Annotated in this window: 16 protein-coding genes and 1 pseudogene; 8 read left to right on the forward strand and 9 right to left on the reverse strand. The window is 69.6% G+C overall.

Annotated elements, in window-relative coordinates; genetic code table 11:
• Nucleotides 1-193: 193 nt before the first annotated feature.
• Together QSK39_RS12010 and QSK39_RS12015 are read left to right on the forward strand one after the other, a co-directional pair.
• Entirely contained in the window at nucleotides 194-1,513 is a 1,320-nt protein-coding gene (locus tag QSK39_RS12010) for an aminotransferase-like domain-containing protein (RefSeq protein WP_285477677.1), read from the forward strand.
• A 28-nt stretch (nucleotides 1,514-1,541) separates the two neighbouring features.
• Nucleotides 1,542-2,486, forward strand: a complete 945-nt coding sequence (locus QSK39_RS12015) for a D-alanine--D-alanine ligase family protein (protein WP_285477678.1) — start codon at nucleotides 1,542-1,544, stop codon at nucleotides 2,484-2,486.
• A gap of 133 nt (nucleotides 2,487-2,619) precedes the next feature.
• Here the strand turns inward: QSK39_RS12015 and QSK39_RS12020 are convergent, their stop codons facing one another.
• The 3 genes from QSK39_RS12020 to rsmG form a co-directional block, all read right to left on the reverse strand.
• On the reverse strand, nucleotides 2,620-3,621 hold the full coding sequence (locus QSK39_RS12020; RefSeq protein ID WP_285477679.1) for a ParB/RepB/Spo0J family partition protein: 1,002 nt from the start codon (nucleotides 3,619-3,621) through the stop codon (nucleotides 2,620-2,622).
• Nucleotides 3,618-4,544 carry a ParA family protein gene (locus QSK39_RS12025; protein ID WP_502873262.1) on the reverse strand — a complete coding sequence of 309 codons (927 nt, stop codon included), beginning with the start codon at nucleotides 4,542-4,544 and terminating at the stop codon, nucleotides 3,618-3,620. Before QSK39_RS12025 ends, QSK39_RS12020 begins: the two co-directional genes overlap by 4 nt.
• Nucleotides 4,545-4,621: 77 nt before the next feature.
• Nucleotides 4,622-5,302 carry a 16S rRNA (guanine(527)-N(7))-methyltransferase RsmG gene (gene rsmG / locus QSK39_RS12030; protein WP_285477681.1) on the reverse strand — a complete coding sequence of 227 codons (681 nt, stop codon included), beginning with the start codon at nucleotides 5,300-5,302 and terminating at the stop codon, nucleotides 4,622-4,624.
• A gap of 292 nt (nucleotides 5,303-5,594) precedes the next feature.
• Here rsmG and QSK39_RS53255 point away from each other — a divergent pair.
• Nucleotides 5,595-5,827 (forward strand): annotated as a pseudogene (locus QSK39_RS53255) (hypothetical protein); the annotation flags it as partial.
• 107 nt (nucleotides 5,828-5,934) lie between these two features.
• Here QSK39_RS53255 and QSK39_RS12040 read toward each other — a convergent pair.
• From QSK39_RS12040 to rpmH, 6 genes are all read right to left on the reverse strand, one after another.
• Nucleotides 5,935-6,459, reverse strand: coding sequence for a DUF6886 family protein (locus QSK39_RS12040; RefSeq protein WP_285477682.1), 525 nt, complete (start codon nucleotides 6,457-6,459; stop codon nucleotides 5,935-5,937).
• Between the two features lie 61 nt (nucleotides 6,460-6,520).
• Complete coding sequence (locus QSK39_RS12045; RefSeq protein WP_285477683.1) at nucleotides 6,521-7,084, reverse strand: Jag family protein; 564 nt, start codon at nucleotides 7,082-7,084, stop codon at nucleotides 6,521-6,523.
• A gap of 30 nt (nucleotides 7,085-7,114) precedes the next feature.
• Complete coding sequence (gene yidC, locus QSK39_RS12050; protein WP_285477684.1) at nucleotides 7,115-8,239, reverse strand: membrane protein insertase YidC; 1,125 nt, start codon at nucleotides 8,237-8,239, stop codon at nucleotides 7,115-7,117.
• Between the two features lie 5 nt (nucleotides 8,240-8,244).
• The gene (gene yidD, locus QSK39_RS12055) at nucleotides 8,245-8,568 is read right to left on the reverse strand and encodes a membrane protein insertion efficiency factor YidD (RefSeq protein ID WP_284743433.1); all 324 of its coding nucleotides are present in this window, start codon (nucleotides 8,566-8,568) and stop codon (nucleotides 8,245-8,247) included.
• A gap of 5 nt (nucleotides 8,569-8,573) precedes the next feature.
• Nucleotides 8,574-9,008: a ribonuclease P protein component gene (rnpA, locus tag QSK39_RS12060; RefSeq protein WP_285477685.1), complete on the reverse strand. Its 435-nt coding sequence runs from the start codon at nucleotides 9,006-9,008 to the stop codon at nucleotides 8,574-8,576.
• Between the two features lie 21 nt (nucleotides 9,009-9,029).
• Nucleotides 9,030-9,173 carry a 50S ribosomal protein L34 gene (gene rpmH / locus QSK39_RS12065; RefSeq protein ID WP_003082934.1) on the reverse strand — a complete coding sequence of 48 codons (144 nt, stop codon included), beginning with the start codon at nucleotides 9,171-9,173 and terminating at the stop codon, nucleotides 9,030-9,032.
• Nucleotides 9,174-9,747: 574 nt separating this feature from the next.
• Between rpmH and dnaA the strand changes: the two genes are divergently transcribed.
• From dnaA to QSK39_RS12090, 5 genes are all read left to right on the forward strand, one after another.
• The gene (gene dnaA / locus QSK39_RS12070; RefSeq protein ID WP_285477686.1) at nucleotides 9,748-11,358 is read left to right on the forward strand and encodes a chromosomal replication initiator protein DnaA; all 1,611 of its coding nucleotides are present in this window, start codon (nucleotides 9,748-9,750) and stop codon (nucleotides 11,356-11,358) included.
• A gap of 835 nt (nucleotides 11,359-12,193) precedes the next feature.
• Nucleotides 12,194-13,327: a DNA polymerase III subunit beta gene (gene dnaN, locus QSK39_RS12075; RefSeq protein WP_285477687.1), complete on the forward strand. Its 1,134-nt coding sequence runs from the start codon at nucleotides 12,194-12,196 to the stop codon at nucleotides 13,325-13,327.
• 33 nt (nucleotides 13,328-13,360) lie between these two features.
• Nucleotides 13,361-14,251 (forward strand): phosphogluconate dehydrogenase (NAD(+)-dependent, decarboxylating), encoded by an 891-nt coding sequence (gene gnd, locus QSK39_RS12080; protein ID WP_285477688.1) that lies wholly within the window; start codon nucleotides 13,361-13,363, stop codon nucleotides 14,249-14,251.
• Between the two features lie 10 nt (nucleotides 14,252-14,261).
• Nucleotides 14,262-15,416: a DNA replication/repair protein RecF gene (gene recF, locus QSK39_RS12085; RefSeq protein ID WP_285477689.1), complete on the forward strand. Its 1,155-nt coding sequence runs from the start codon at nucleotides 14,262-14,264 to the stop codon at nucleotides 15,414-15,416.
• Between the two features lie 85 nt (nucleotides 15,417-15,501).
• Nucleotides 15,502-16,128 (forward strand): DciA family protein, encoded by a 627-nt coding sequence (locus QSK39_RS12090; protein ID WP_502873263.1) that lies wholly within the window; start codon nucleotides 15,502-15,504, stop codon nucleotides 16,126-16,128.
• The last annotated feature ends 196 nt before the right edge of the window (nucleotides 16,129-16,324 follow it).

A 16,324-nucleotide genomic window follows, 5' to 3' on the forward strand; every position in this document is an offset into this window, starting at 1 on the left:
GCGCTCCCGACGGCTGCCCGGTCGTCAAGCCGCGCGGTAGAACAGCACGATCACGGGAGCCATGGTCGAGGATAGGCCGATGTGAGAAGCACCGAAAGGTCAGGGGGCCTGGATGGGTGCCCGGTTACACTCGATGGGATCCATCAGCTCCCGCGAGAGTGACCCCGTCCACCGAGCCCCGGGTGAATCGTCGATGACCGAGAACCGCCCCAGCAAGCCGCAGAGCGGCCGTCAGAACCTCGACCCGCACCTCGAGCGGTACGCCGCGCGTACCGCCGGGATGACCGCCTCCGAGATCCGGGCGCTCTTCGCGGTGGCCAGCCGGCCCGAGGTGGTCTCGCTGGCCGGCGGCATGCCGAACCTGGCCGCGCTCCCGCTCGACACGCTGTCCGCGCAGGTGGCGGAGATCATCGCCGAAGACGGGCTCGTCGCCCTGCAGTACGGCTCGGCGCACGGCGTCCCCGTGCTGCGCGAGCAGATCTGCGAAATCATGGCCCTCGAGGGCATCAAGGCGCACCCGGACGACGTCGTCGTGACCGTCGGCTCCCAGATGGGCCTGGACATGGTCACGCGGCTGTTCTGCGACCCGGGTGACGTCGTGATCGCCGAAGGCCCGTCGTACGTCGGCGCGCTGGGCTCGTTCGCCGCCTACCAGGCGCAGGTCGTGCACGTGGCGATGGACGAGAACGGCCTGGTGCCGGAGCTGCTGCGCGAGGCGCTGGTCCAGACGGAGAAGGCCGGCCGGCGCGTCAAGTTCCTCTACACGATCCCGAACTTCCACAACCCGGCCGGCGTGACGCTGGCCGTGGAGCGCCGCGCGGAGATCCTGGAGATCTGCCGCGAGCACGGCGTCCTGGTCGTCGAAGACAACCCGTACGGGATGCTCGGTTTCGACGGGCAGACGTACCCGGCGCTGCGCTCGACGGATCCCGAGAACGTCGTGTACCTCGGCTCGTTCTCGAAGACGTTCGCGTCGGGTCTGCGCGTCGGCTGGGTGCTCGCGCCGCACGCCGTGCGCGAAAAGCTCGTCCTGGCCGCGGAGTCGGCGACGCTGTGCCCGCCGACGTTCAACCAGATGATCGTGTCGCGCTACCTGGCCACGCACGACTGGAAGGGCCAGATCAAGAAGTTCCGCGAGAACTACCGCGAGCGGCGCGACGCGATGCTGTCCGCGCTCGACCAGTACCTGCCCGCGGGCTGCTCCTGGACCAAGCCGGACGGCGGTTTCTACGTCTGGGTGACGGTGCCGGAAGGCGTCGACACGAAGGCGATGCTGCCGCGCGCGGTGACCGCACGGGTGGCGTACGCGTCCGGGACCGGCTTCTACGCCGACGGGTTCGGCAGCCGCCAGATGCGGCTGTCCTACTGCTACCCGACGCCGGAGCGCATCCGAGAGGGCGTGCGGCGGCTGGCCGCCGTGCTGGAGTCCGAAATGGACCTCGCGCGCACCTTCGGTAACGTGGCCACGCGCCAGATCCAGGGGCCGCAGAATCCCTCACCGGACACGGTCTGAAATTCATTCCAGCTAAGGAGTTTCCACGGTGGTCGACCGTACCGTTGCCGTGCTCGCCGGCGGGCTTTCGCACGAACGCGACGTCTCGCTGAGGTCCGGGCGGCGGCTCTCCGCGGCGCTGAAGTCCGAAGGCCTCGGCATCGAGGAGTGGGACACCGACGCGGGGTTGCTGGAGCGCCTGCGCACCCAGCGGCCGGACGCGGTGGTCGTCGCCCTGCACGGCGGTGAGGGCGAGAACGGCTCGGTGCAGACGGTCCTGGAGATGCTGGACGTCCCGTTCGTCGGCACCGGCTCCCAGGGCTGCCGCCGCGCGTGGGACAAGCCGACGGCCAAGGCGCTCGTCGAGAACGCCGGGTTCGTGACGCCGGGCTGGGTGGTGCTGCCGCACAGCACGTTCCGCGAGCTCGGCGCCCAGGCAGTGCTCGACGCGATGGTCGAGCAGCTCGGCCTGCCGCTGATCCTCAAGCCCGACCAGGGCGGCTCGGCGCTCGGCACCCAGGTGGTCCGCGAGGCGGCCGAGCTGCCGGCGGCGATGGTCGGCTGCTTCGCGTACGGCGACACGGTGCTCGCCGAGCGGTTCGTGGACGGCGTCGAGGTGGCCGTGACGGTCATCGAGGGCGAGAACGGCCCCGAGGCGCTCCCCGCGGTCGAGATCGTCCCGGAGAGCGGCGTGTACGACTACACGGCCCGCTACACCGCCGGTCTGACCGACTTCTTCACCCCGGCCCGGCTCGACGACGCCGCGGCCAAGGCGGCGGCCGAACTCGCCGTCGCCGCGCACCGCGTCCTCGGGCTCCGGGACATCTCGCGCACCGACGCGATCATCGCGGCGGACGGCACGGTGCACTTCCTGGAAGTGAACCCGTCGCCGGGTCTCACCGAGACGTCGACGGTGCCGATGGCGATCGAGGCGGCGGGCAAGTCGCTCGGCACGGTGTTCGCCGAACTGATCGGACGCGCGATTTCTCGCTGACTCCGCACACGCGAAAGGCCGCCTCGGAACCTCCGTGGCGGCCTTTTTCGTGTCGCTGACGATCATCACTGGATGTGGTCGTCGCGACTGCGTCGAGCAATCATCACCGTGACGAAACACCCTGGGGTGATCCCTAATCGGTTTTCGGTGTCTGATTCGCCCCATTCGCGTCGATGATCGCGACGATGCGTTCGAGGTCGTCGACCGAGCCGAACTCGAGGGTGATCCGGCCCTTGCGGCGGCCGAGGTCGACCTTCACCCGGGTGTCGAACCGGTCCGAGAGGCGGTTCGCGAGCTCCTGCAACCCCGGCGCCTGGATCGGCTTGCGCGCCGCGGGCTTCGGCTTGGCCGGCTTCTCGCTCTTCTTGAGCGTGACGGCTTCCTCGGTCGCCCGCACCGACATGCCCTCCGCGATGATGCGCGCGGCGAGCTCTTCCTGGCTGTCGGCGTCCTCCAGCGACAGCAGCGCGCGGGCGTGGCCGGCGGACAGGACGCCCGCGGCCACCCGGCGCTGCACCGGCAGGGGGAGCTTGAGGAGCCGGATCGTGTTGGTGATGACCGGCCGGCTGCGGCCGATCCGGCTCGCCAGCTCCTCGTGCGTGACGGCGAACTCGTCGAGCAGCTGCTGGTACGCCGCCGCCTCTTCGAGCGGGTTCAGCTGGACGCGGTGGATGTTCTCCAGGAGCGCGTCGCGAAGCATCGACTCGTCGGCGGTCTGCCGGACGATCGCCGGGATCGCTTCGAGCTCCGCCTGCTGCGACGCGCGCAGCCGCCGCTCGCCCATGACGAGCTCGTACTCGTCGGCTCCGAGCTCGCGCACGACGATGGGCTGCATGAGCCCGAACTCGCGGATCGAGTGCTCGAGTTCGGAGAGCGCGTCCTCGTCGAAGACCTGCCGCGGCTGCTTTGGGTTCGGCTTGATCGAGCTGACCGGGATCTCGCGGTAGACCGCGCCGGCGACCTCGCCGCCGTGCGTCTTCGCCTGACCGTTCGCGGCGAACCAGCCCTTGTCCTCGGCCGCCTTCTTCTCCGCCGCCGTGGCGTCGGCGGGGGCGGGCAGGGGACCGCCCCCGGTGGGGCCGGTCGGGATGAGGGCGGCGAGGCCGCGCCCCAATCCTCCTCTGCGTTCGGTCATGTGGAACTACCCTTCTCCAACTGTGCGCCACGCTCGGCGATCTCCTTCGCCGCGTCGACGTAGCTCATCGCACCGCGTGAACCGGGATCGTAAGCGAGGACGGTCTGGCCGTACCCGGGCGCCTCGGACACCTTCACGCTGCGGGGGATGACCGTCTTGAGGACCGTGTCGCCGAAGTGGTTCCGCACCTCGTTCGTCACCTGGTCGGCCAGCTTGGTCCGGCCGTCGTACATGGTGAGGAGGATCGTCGAGACGCGGAGTTCGCGGTTGAGGTGCTGCTGCACGAGCTCGATGTTGCTCAGCAGCTGCCCGAGTCCTTCGAGCGCGTAGTACTCGCACTGGATCGGGATGAGCACCTCCTGCGCGGCGACCATCGCGTTGACCGTCAGGAGGCCGAGCGAGGGCGGGCAGTCGATGAAGACGTAGTCGACGCCGATCTCGTCGAGGATCTCCGAGGAGATGGCCTCCTTGAGCCGGGACTCGCGGGACGCCATCGAGACGAGCTCGATCTCGGCGCCGGCGAGGTCGATCGTCGCGGGGACGCAGAAGAGGTTGGGGGACTGCTCGGTCGGCTGCGCGGCGTCCGCGAGCGTCACCTCACCGATGAGCACTTCGTAGATGGACGGCGTCCCGGACCGGTGGTCGACGTCGAGCGCGGTGCTCGCGTTGCCCTGCGGGTCGAGGTCGACGACGAGCGTCTTGAGCCCGTGGACGGCGAGCGCGGCGGCGAGGTTGACCGTGCTGGTGGTCTTGCCGACGCCGCCCTTCTGGTTGGCGACGGTCATCACCCGGCGACGGCCGGGACGCGGGAGCGTCCCTTCCTCCGGGTGCAGCAGACGCGCGGCGCGGGCGGCTTCTTCGGCGATCGGGGTCCAGCCCACATCGGGCGTGGTCTCCGTGGAGTCGGACGGCGGGGGATTCACCGGTCTCGACACCTCCTCCATATAGACGTCTGGTCGGTGGTCGAGTCGCGTCGTTTCACGTGGAACACCGCGGCCCGTTAACGCTTCCTGCTCCGCGCCTTCGGCTTGGCTGCCGTCGGGAGGCGGCGGATCTTCACGACCGTGCTGGGGACCTCTAGTACTGCGGCACCGCATTCGACAATCAGTGGGTCGGCCCCGCCGGCCTTGCGGATGGCGGCGCCGTCCCGCTCGATCTCGTCCGCCGCGCTGGCGCCCTTGAGGGCGACCAGGAAGCCGTCGGAGCGAACGAGCGGCAGGCACCAGTCCGCGAGCCGGGCGAGCGGGGCGACCGCGCGAGCGGTGACGATGTCGGCGCCACCGTGCTGCTCACGCACAGGCCGCTCCTCCGCGCGTCCACGGACGATGGTGATCGGGAGTTCCAGCTTCTCGGCCACCTCGGCCAGCCAGTCCACCCGGCGGGCCATCGGTTCGAGCAAGACGATATCGAGGTCCGGCCGCGCGATCGCGAGCGGTACTCCCGGAAGCCCGGCCCCCGACCCCACATCGACGACGCGGGCACCTTCCGGCATCTGCTCACCGATGACGGCCGAGTTGAGAACGTGCCGCTCCCACAGCCGCTCGACCTCCCGCGGCCCGATCAGCCCACGCTCGACCCCGTGACGCTCCAGGAGTTCGACGTACCCAGCGGCTTGGTCCACGCGCTCACCGAACACCCGCTCCGCCGCGGCCCGCACTGCCGAGGCTTGCTCCAAGCTCACTCCGTCTACTCCTCGTCCGCGCGTTTCACGTGAAACGGCGCTCGTTCGATTGTCCCTGATGTCGAGTCGAAAACGAGCCGACAGACCGCAGATGTGGACAACTCCACTCGCCCAGACGCGCCGGGCGACGGTTCCACGTGAAACGACGAGCCCAGGTGTCTAGGACACACGCCAACTGGAGCTCTCATGCCTGACCCGTCACCCGATCCTGTGACCGGCCGCGCCCGACCCGATCGCCGGGCAGGTGATCCGAGTCAGCAAGACCACCAGGATCCGCCACGAGCGAGACCGCCTGGGCGACGGCCACTCTCGCCGTGCCTACTCCGAGATCCACCTGGACGAGAGAGACTCGACCTGCGCCGGTTCGCTCGCCCGCGCGATCGCCTACTTCGCTGACCGCGGCATCCGGCAGAAGTTCATCAAGCCCCACTGCCCCTGGAGTACCCCAACACTCAACGCCGCTACAGCGCGCTCGGAGGTCACGTCTGCGGGGTGGCCGTTCCACGTGAAACATCATCGGTGTAGTTCGTCCACCGCCGCAGCCACGTCCGCTCCGGCCGCCCTCCTCCGGTGCGTTCCACGTGAAACCTCACCGCTGTAATTCGCTCAGCCGCGCCCAGCTGCATTCGCCCTCAACCAACCCGCGGCCGAGCGTTCCGGAGCCGGATCCCGCTGAAGCCGAGTGAGCTCGCCGACGCCGTGTCGACGAACCCCCACAAGTTCGCCAGCACCCGCAGCTCGATCCCCGCCTCTTCGTGGAGCGCCAGCAGATCGCCGATCGGCTCCGGCGGCCCCAACGGCGAGACTGGCACAGTCGCCACCATCGCGTGCGCGTGCTCACCGAACGGCCGGAACGACGACGCCGCGAATCGGTACACATACAGCCGCACCGATTGCAGAGCCGCGAGCCAGCCGTACTCGATCGCGTGGACCCGGGACCCACCGAGCCACGACCGGTCCGCCTCCGTTGTCCCCGGGACCGGCCACGCCATCGCCCGGGGACACTGCCGCGGGAACCAGTAGTCCGGTGCCCGCTCCGCGTCGACCGCCCACACGTACGCCTCCGGCTGCTGGGCCGTCGCGGCCACGTGTGGGGCGAAGCGGGTGATCGTCGGGTCCTCCGAGAAGTGGAGTACCTCGCCGGGCTTCGGACGCATGCACACAAAGAAGCGGCCCCACCTGACCGAGTCAAGTGGGGCCGCTTCGCAAACCGAGAACTCAGGACTCCGGGAAGATCACCACACGGCGCTTCGGGTCCTCACCCTCGCTCTCGCTCGTGACGCCCGCGACCGTCGCCACCGCGTCGTGGACCACCTTGCGCTCGAACGGGCTCATCGGCTGGAGCCGCACCCGCTCGCCGCTCTGGAGGACCGACTCCGCCGTCGAGCGGCCGAGCTCGCGCAGCTCCTCGCGGCGGTCCGCGCGCCAGCCCGCGATGTCCAGCATCAGCCGGCTCCGCGATCCCGTCTCCTGCTGGACCGCCAGCCGGGTCAGCTCCTGCAGCGCCTCGAGCACCGTGCCGCGGGGGCCGACGAGCTTCTCGAGGTCCTCGCCGCCGTCGATGCTCACGATCGCGCGGCCCGCCTCGACGTCCAAGTCGATGTCGCCGTCGTAGTCGAGCAGGTCGAGCAGCCGCTCGAGGTAGTCGCCCGCGATGTCGCCCTCCTGCACGAGGACGTCGTCACCCCCCGCCTTCTGCTCGCCCGCCGCGTCCTCGGAAGCGGCCGGCTCCGGGGTCACGTCGTCCTGATCGGCGTCGATCGTGTCGATCGTCTCCGACATCATTCGTCTCCTCTCCGAACCGGTCGCGCCTCAGCGGCGCTTCCGGCCCGACTTCCTGGTCGAGTCTTTGAGAAGGCCCGGCACCCCAGTGCCGTTGTCCTTCGAGCCGTTCTGGCCGTTCGTTTCAGCCGGGGCCGAGTCAGCCGTCTTCGGCGTGTCCGCGGCGGTGGCGCCGGAAGCGGTCTGCGCGAAGCCGTGGGCCGAGCCCGCCTTCGTGACCTTCTTCTGCGAGCCGCCCTGCGCGGGCTGGTTCTTCTTCTGCTGGACCGGCTTCTGGCCGACCTTCGGCGCGGCCGGCTTCTGCCCCGGCTTCGGGCCGAGCGACGCGCGCTTCTCGGCGGCCTCCGCCTTGCGGGCCGCCTCTTCCTTGTCGATCTTCGTGTAGACGAGGCGCTGCTGCATCAGGGTCCAGCCGTTGTTCGCCAGCCAGTAGAAGAGGAGGCCGAGCGGGAACAGCGCACCGAAGACGAGCACACCGAGCGGGAACACGTACATCGTCAGCTTGTTCATGATCGCGGTCTGCGGGGTGGCCGACGCGGCGTTCTGCCGGGCCACCGAGTGCCGCGCGGTGAGGTGCGTGGCGATGGACGCGACGATCATCAGGGGCAGCGCCACCGGGAGCACGTTCCAGTGCCAGCCCGACGCGCCCGAGCCGCCGATCGCGGTGACGCCGTTGTGGATCGCCTCGCCGATGTTGACGCCGAACAGCTTCGCGTTGACGTACGACTGGACGTCGTGCTGGTTGAAGAAGTAGTTCTCGGTCTTGGGGCTGCCGTCCTTCGGCTGGATCGTGAACGCGCGCAGGACCCAGTTCAGGCCGATGAACACCGGGATCTGCAGCAGCATCGGCAGGCAGCTGCCGAGCGGGTTCACGCCGTGCTCGCGCTGGAGCTTCTGCATCTCCTGCGCTTGGCGCTGCCGGTCGTTCGCGTACTTCTTCTGGACCTTCTTCATCTCCGGCGCGAAGTCCTGCATCTTCTTCATCGACCGGACCTGGTTCACGAACGGCTTGAACATGATGCCGCGGACCGTGAACGTCAGGAAGATGATGCCGAGGATCCAGGAGATCGCCGTCGCTTCACCGAAGACGAACCCGAAGACCTTGTGCCAACACCAGAGGATGAAGGACACGGGGTAGTAGATGAAATCGAGCACTGCTGCTACTCCTCGATCGGTGTTTCAGGTCTGCGGTAGCGCCACGAGAACTTCTCGGGGACCGGGTCGCGGCCGGGCGGGGTCCACGGGCCGCAGCGCAGCAGCCGGCGCAGCGCGAGGTAGGAGCCGCCGCCGGCGCCGTGCCGGGTGAGGGCTTCGACTGCGTACGCGCTGCAGCTCGGGTAGAACCGGCAAGCCGGCGGGAAGAAGGGCGAGATCGCCTTGCGGTAGAGCTTGATGGGGAGCAGCAGGACCCAGGCGACGGGACCGGGCCGCGGGGGCGCGGTCTCCACGTCGTGGTCGTGATCGTGCTCGGGGGTGGCTCGCATGCCGGTCACACCGCTGATCCGTGGTCGGGGAGCGCGTCCGCGGGACGCGTCGGGCGCGGGGCATCCCCGGCCGGACGGCGCGACGGCGACAGTCCAAGACGGCGCAGTGCGGCGTCGAGATCGGCTCCGAGCTCCGCGCTGGACGCGGTCGCGGACGGCGGCAATGCCCGTACGACCAACGCGCTGCCGGCGGGAAGGGTTCCGAGCCGGGCCGAAACGAGATGACGCAGCCGCCGGGTGACGCGGTGGCGGACCACCGAGTTCCCGACGGCCTTGCTCACCACAAAACCCGCCCTGGCCGCCGACGTGACGTCGGCGGCCTCGGACGGGTCCGTGGTCAGTGCGTGGACGACGAGGCGACGCCTGCCTGCCCGGGACCCCCGACGGAGAACCACGCGGAAGTCCTCACTCCGCCGCAGACGTGCGGCAGCCGGCAGCACGGCGCGCCCCGACGAGCCGGATCAGGCGGACAGCGCGGCGCGGCCCTTGCGACGGCGGCCCGCCAGGATGGCCCGGCCGGCGCGGGTCCGCATGCGCAGGCGGAACCCGTGGGTCTTCGCGCGGCGGCGGTTGTTCGGCTGGAAGGTGCGCTTACCCTTGCTCACTGCTTCTCCTGTGTGTCGCGTCGGACGCGGGAACGGATCCCCGTCGCCTGGCGTGTCGTGCGGGCGCACGGCAGTCTCTGGTGTCTCCTACCAACGTGTGGCCTCGTCACGACGAGCGACGACAACGTGGGCACGCGAATAGCACCCGTCGCATACGGGAGACCTTACGAGGGTACGCACCCCCGTCGGGCGCCCGGTAAGCACCCCCTCGGCCACGGTCCGCGACGGGGCCGCGAAGCCGAGATCATCGACGCCGCGGCACCGAATGGCAACACGCCGTACACCGTGAAATGCTTGCGACCCAGGATGCCTTGTGGCAGCGGGCGGGGCTTGTTAGCGTGCCTCTCTCGGGTCACCGGTCGAGGTGCACGAGTATCCGGGTGGTGGAGTGCCCACCGGCGTACGACGAGCCCGCAGGTGGCGTCGCCGCGGGTCGCCGTACATTAGTGCACAGCTGTGGACAACTATGTGGATATTCGCTGTGCCGATGCATACGCAGGTCCGCGCAGGCGCGCCGGGCGCGTGACCAGGGGCGTCGGCCGTCCACGCCGACGAGGGGAGGGGAGCCGGACCAGTGTCGGAGCACCAGCACAATCTGGGCGTCATCTGGGAGCAGGTGGTGCGCGAACTGTCGGACGGGACGTTGTCCCCCCAGCAGCGCGCCTGGATGCGGGTGACCCGCCCGATCGGCCTGCTCGACGGCACCGCGCTGCTGGCGGCTCCCAGCGACTTCGCGAAGGAAGCGATCGAACGCGGGCTCCGCGGCGCGATCACCGACGCGCTTTCCCGGCGGCTCGGCCGCGCCATCTCGCTCGCGGTGAAGGTCGACAGCACCGAAGCCGTCGCCCCGGTCGCCGCGCCCCACTACGTGCCGTCACCCGGCCGGGTGGAAAACGGGGTCAGCCCGGAGCCGGCGCCCGCGCCGCGGCCCGGTCCCGGCCCGATGCTGCCGCCGCCGCGCCCCGAGCCCGCGCCGCCGATGCCGCAGCACCAGTCCCTCGCGACGAAGCCCGACGACGGTGACGACACGGACGAAGAGGTCGACGAAGAGGGCGAAGCGCTCGCCGCCGTCCACGAGATCTGGCCGACGTTCTCCGGCCAGCCGATCGCCGGCCAGCCCTACACCGCGCCGGCGCAGCCGCAGACGTCGAAGACGAAGCTGAACGAGAAGTACACCTTCGACACGTTCGTCATCGGCGCGTCCAACCGCTTCGCGCACGCGGCCGCGGTCGCCGTCGCCGAAGCACCGGCCCGCGCGTACAACCCCCTTTTCATCTGGGGTGAGTCCGGGCTCGGCAAGACGCACCTGCTGCACGCGGTCGGCCACTACGCGCAACGCCTCTTCCCCGGCATGCGCGTGCGGTACGTCTCGACCGAAGAGTTCACGAACGACTTCATCAACTCGCTGCGAGACGACCGCAAGGTCGCGTTCCAGCGGCGCTACCGCGACATCGACATCCTGCTCGTCGACGACATCCAGTTCCTGGAGGGCAAGGAAGGGACGCAGGAAGAGTTCTTCCACACCTTCAACACCCTCCACAACGCGAACAAGCAGATCGTCGTCAGCTCCGACCGCCCGCCCAAGCGCCTCGAGACGCTGGAAGACCGGCTGCGGACGCGGTTCGAGTGGGGCCTGATCACCGACATCCAGCCGCCCGAGCTCGAGACGCGCATCGCGATCCTCCGCAAGAAGGCGGCGCAGGACAGGCTCGCGGTGCCGGGCGACGTCCTGGAGTTCATCGCCTCGCGCGTCGAGGCGAACATCCGGGAGCTCGAAGGCGCGCTCATCCGCGTCACCGCGTTCGCGTCGCTGAACCAGCAGCCGGTCGACGCCGGGCTGGCGGAGATCGTCCTGCGGGACCTGATCCCCGACTCCCACGCGCCGGAGATCACCGCGCCGACCATCATGGGCGTCATCTCCGAGTTCTTCGACGTCACGCTCGACGACCTCTGCGGCCCCGGCAAGACGAAGGCGCTCGCCACGGCCCGCCAGATCGCGATGTACCTCTGCCGCGAGCTGACCGACATGTCGCTCCCGAAGATCGGGCAGACGTTCGGCGGCCGCGACCACACGACGGTCATGCACGCGGACAAGAAGATCCGCAAGGAGATGGCCGAGCGCCGGCGGATCTACGACCAGGTGCAGGAGCTGACGTCGCGCATCAAGCAGCGCGCCCGCCAGTAGCACATCCCTTATCCCGCAACGACTTCGGGGCGTCCACGCACTGTGGACGCCCCTTTGTCGTCTTTGGACTGTCTGAAGCGCGCGAAGCAGCGAAGCCGCGTACGCGCGCTTCGCAAAGTCGCGAAAATTGTTTGTACACAAGGAAGTTTCCCCATGGTGTGGGCGGATTGCCCACAGTGCCAACGGATCTCCCATCAGCGACGATACGGAATCCGTCCACACCCCGCCCACAGGTGATCCACAGGGAATCCACACCCTTGTCCACGCTGATTCCACAGGTTGCCCACATTGTGTGCACAGGACGGGCCGGTCACTCGGAAGAGGGGTTCGGACCCCTCCGCGCACCCCCAGACCCTGGGGACGGATCGCCACACACCTGGGGACAACCGTGGGGACAACTGGGGCCGGCTGTGGACGAATCGGGGGTCGCCCGAAACCATCCACGGACGCCCCGATCTACCCACAGGACTGCCACCACGGTTCTCCACACGCCCGCGACCGCTCCGACCTGCGCAAAGGGGCTCCATCCACACAATCCACAACGCTTACTACTGCTACTGCCTTTAGATCTCTTCTAAGAGAGAAAAAGATAAAAACAGGCGGAGGACGAAGTTGGGGACAGCCGCGAGAACGTGTCGTCATGTCGACAAACCGAAGGGCAGCCCGAGGTGACGCGGGCCGCCGCGACGGCCTAACGTGGACGCCTGCACCTGGTCCGTGCTCCGGCCGCTCAACGCGGAGGGCGGACCGGCCGGAGGGGGCAGCCGGTCACTGCCCTGCCAGAGCGAGGCCTGGCCCGAGCCGACTGGGGCTCGGTCGTCGAAAGGATGCGCGCATGAAGATCCGCGTCGAGCGTGACGGGCTCGCCGACGCCGTCGCGTGGGTGGCGAGAAGCCTCCCCTCCCGGCCTCCCGTGCCGGTGCTGGGCGGTGTGCTCCTCGACGCCGGTTCCGACGGCGAAACCGACGCATTGACGGTCTCGGGCTTCGACTACGAGGTTTCGGCCACGGTCGGCGTCCCGGCGACGATCGCCGACGGCGGCCGCCTGCTGGTCTCGGGGCGTCTCCTGGCCGACATCACCAAGGCACTGCCCGCGCAGCCGGTCGAGATCTCCGTCGACGGCGCGCGCGCCACCATCACGTGCGGCACCGCGCGGTTCTCCCTGCCGACCATGCCGGTCGAGGACTACCCGCAGCTGCCGGCCCAGCCCGCCTTCGCGGGCGAGCTCGCCGGCGATGCGTTCGGCCAGGCCGTCACCCAGGTCGTCGTCGCGGCGGGCAAGGACGACACGCTGCCGATGCTCACCGGCATGCGGCTCGAGATCTCCGGCACCGCGCTGACCCTCGTCGCGACCGACCGCTTCCGGCTCGCCATGCGCGAGTTCACCTGGCAGCCGGCCGAGGGCCTGGCCGACGCCGCGGTGCTCGTCCCGGCGCGCACGCTCGCCGAAGCCGCCAAGACGCTCGGCGCGAGCGGCGCCACGATCCGCCTGGCGCTCGCCAGCGGCGAAGGCCTACTCGGCCTGTCCGGTTCCGGGCGCTACACGACGACCCGCCTGCTCGACGCGGAGTTCCCGCCGTACCGCCAGTTGCTGCCCGCGTCGCACACTTCACGCGCGGTCATCGACGTGTCCGCTCTCACCGAGAGCATCAAGCGCGTTTCACTGGTGGCGGAGCGGGGGACTCAGGTACGACTGGAGTTCGGGGACAACACGCTGCGGTTGTCCGCGGGCGGCGACGACGAGGGAAGCGCCGAAGAAGAGCTTCAGGTCGAGTACGAAGGTGAGCCGGTGACCATCGCGTTCAACCCGGGTTACCTCGTCGACGGTCTCGGCGCGCTCCACAGCGACCGGGCGGAGCTGACGTTCACCACGCCGAACCGGCCCGCGCTGATCAAGCCCGCCGACCCCGAGGGCAACGTCGTCCCCGGCTACCTCTACCTCCTGATGCCGGTCCGCCTTCCCGGCTGACCCGCACATTTCGTTAGCACGTAAGGGGATCTCATGGTTCAGCTCGGTCTGATCGGCCTGGGCAAGATGGGCTTCAACATGCGTGAGCGGCTGCGGGCGGCCGGTCACGAGGTGGTCGGCTACGACCGCAACCCGGACGTCACCGACACGACGTCGCTCGAAGACCTGGTGTCCAAACTGGACGGCCCGCGGATCGTCTGGATCATGGTCCCGGCCGGCGAGCCGACCCGGCAGACCGTCACCGAGCTGGGCAACCTGCTCTCCGAAGGTGACATGGTCATCGACGGCGGCAACTCGAAGTACACCGACGACAAGCTGAACGCCGAGCTCCTCGCCGCGAAGAAGATCGGGTACGTCGACTGCGGCGTGTCCGGTGGCGTGTGGGGCAAGGACAACGGCTACGGCCTGATGGTCGGCGGCACGGCCGCGGACGTCGAGCGCGCGATGCCGATCTTCGACGCGCTGCGCCCGGAAGGCCCGCGCGAGGAGGGCTTCTCGCACGCGGGCAGCGTCGGCGCCGGGCACTACGCGAAGATGATCCACAACGGCATCGAGTACGGCATGATGCAGGCCTTCGCCGAGGGCTTCGAGCTGCTCGAGGCCGCGAAGGTCGTCGACGACGTGCCCGCGGTGATCAAGGGCTGGCAGCGCGGCACGGTCGTCCGGTCGTGGCTGCTCGACCTGCTCGTGCGCGCGCTCGACGAGGACCCGGAGCTGGACGACCTCGAGGGCTACGTCGAGGATTCCGGCGAAGGCCGCTGGACGCTGGAAGAGGCGATCAACAACGCGGTGCCGGCGCCGGTCATCTCGGCCGCGCTCTTCGCCCGGTTCGCTTCGCGCCAGGAGCACTCGGCCGCGATGCGCGCGGTCGCCGCACTGCGCAACCAGTTCGGCGGGCACGCCGTGAAGAAGGTCGGCGGGTAAGGAGTTCCTGGTGTATCTGCGTCACCTGCAGGTCACCGACTTCCGCTCCTGGCCCCAGGCCGATCTCGCCCTCGAACCGGGGCCGACCGTGCTGGTCGGCCAGAACGGTCGCGGCAAGACCAACCTGCTCGAAGCGATCGGGTACGTCGCGACGCTGGGCTCGCACCGCGTCGCGACGGACGCGCCGCTGATCCGGCACGGCTGCGAGCGCGCGCTGGTGCGGGTCGCGGTGGTCAACGACGACCGCGAGCTGACGGTCGAGCTCGAGATCACCGCCGGCCGCGCGAACCGCGCCCGGGTCAACCGCGGCGCGGTCGGCCGGCCGCGCGACGTGCTCGGGATCCTGCGCACGGTGCTGTTCTCGCCGGAGGACCTCGCGCTGGTCCGGGGTGACCCGGGTGAGCGACGCCGGTTCCTCGACGAGCTCCTGGTGCTGCGCGCGCCGCGGTACGCGGGGGTCCGGGCCGACTACGAGAAGGTGCTGAAGCAGCGCAACGCCCTGCTCAAAACGGCAGGGAAACGGCGTACGGGCCGCGAAGACCCGTACGCGCTGTCGACGCTGGAAGTCTGGGACGACCACCTCGCGGTGGCGGGCGCGGAGCTGCTGGCGGCGCGCCTGAACCTCGTCGCGGACCTCGGGCCGTACGCGGCTTCGGCGTACATGGGCGTCGCGCCGGACTCCCGGCCGGCGAAGATCTCGTACAAGTCTTCGCTGGGTGAGGCCCTGCCGGGGGCGTACGGCGTACCGGATGGCGAACGGGCGCAACCCGAAGTCCTCAAGGACGTCTTACTCAAGGCGCTCGGCGAAGCTCGGAAGGCCGAGCTCGAGCGCGGGATCAGCCTGGTCGGCCCGCACCGGGACGAGCTGGAGCTGATCCTGGGCCAGGCGCCGGCCAAGGGCTACGCGAGCCACGGCGAGTCGTGGTCGTTCGCGCTCGCCCTCCGGCTCGGCAGCTACGAGCTGCTGCGTGCGGAGGCGGGTGAGCCGGTGCTGCTGCTCGACGACGTGTTCGCCGAGCTCGACCGCAAGCGCCGGGCCCGGCTGGCCGAGGTGGCCGCGAGCGCCGAACAGGTGCTGGTGACCGCTGCGGTCGACGAAGACGTGCCCGGGGAGCTCGCCGGGTCCCGGTTCGTGGTGGCGGATGGTGAGGTCAGTCGTGCCTGAGCGGCCCGATCGAACACCCGATGTGATCGGCGACACAAATCGCACCCGATCTGGGGACAAACCTGTGGACAGTGTGGATAACACGGTGAATGAGTTATCGCTGCCCGTGACCGTGCGGCCAGATGGGTGGCAAAAATCGCCACGCGGGGCCACCGAGTCACCCGCTGGCACTGAGCGTGACGGCGACGCTTCTCCGAACGGGACCACCGGCCGGGACCTCGCCCACGCCGCGCTCGAAGCGGCCAAGGCGAAGGCCAAGGAACGCGGCACCTCGCCGGGGTACCGGCGGCGCGCCGTCGGCGGTGGCGGGGGCCAGAACCCGCGGCGCCGGCGCTGGTCGGGGCCGGGTGCGGACCCGCGTGACCCGCAGCCGCTCGGCCGGCTCGTCTCGCGGATGATCACCGACCGCGGCTGGAACGAGAGCGTCACGACCGCCCGCGTCTTCGCCCAGTGGGCCCGGCTGGTCGGCGAAGACGTCGCCGAGCACGCGCAGCCGGTCGCGCTCAAGGACGGCGAACTCACCGTCCGCGCCAGCTCCACGGCGTGGGCCACCCAGCTCCGGTTGCTGCAGGGAAAGCTGCTGGCCAAGATCGCGGCGGGGGTCGGGAACGGCGTCGTCAAGCGCATGCGGATCCAGGGTCCGATGGCCCCGAGCTGGCGGAAAGGGCCCCGGCACGTGCCAGGTCGCGGCCCGCGTGACACGTACGGCTGACCCGGGTTGCGTGATGCTCGGTTGAATGCCCCGAGAACGCATCCAGACCTCCCGAGATACGTCAAGACTCGGCTTGGACCGATTTCGTCCGTCTGCGACGCGCTCAGGGGTGTCCTTGCCGCATGCCAGCGGACGCGGCCAAGTACACTGGAAGGGAGCGAGTGTCCGCTCGGGCGAGACGAGGAGAAACAACGCC

The sequence above is a fragment of the Amycolatopsis sp. NBRC 101858 genome, assembly GCF_030269325.1.
Classification (GTDB): domain Bacteria; phylum Actinomycetota; class Actinomycetes; order Mycobacteriales; family Pseudonocardiaceae; genus Amycolatopsis; species Amycolatopsis ponsaeliensis.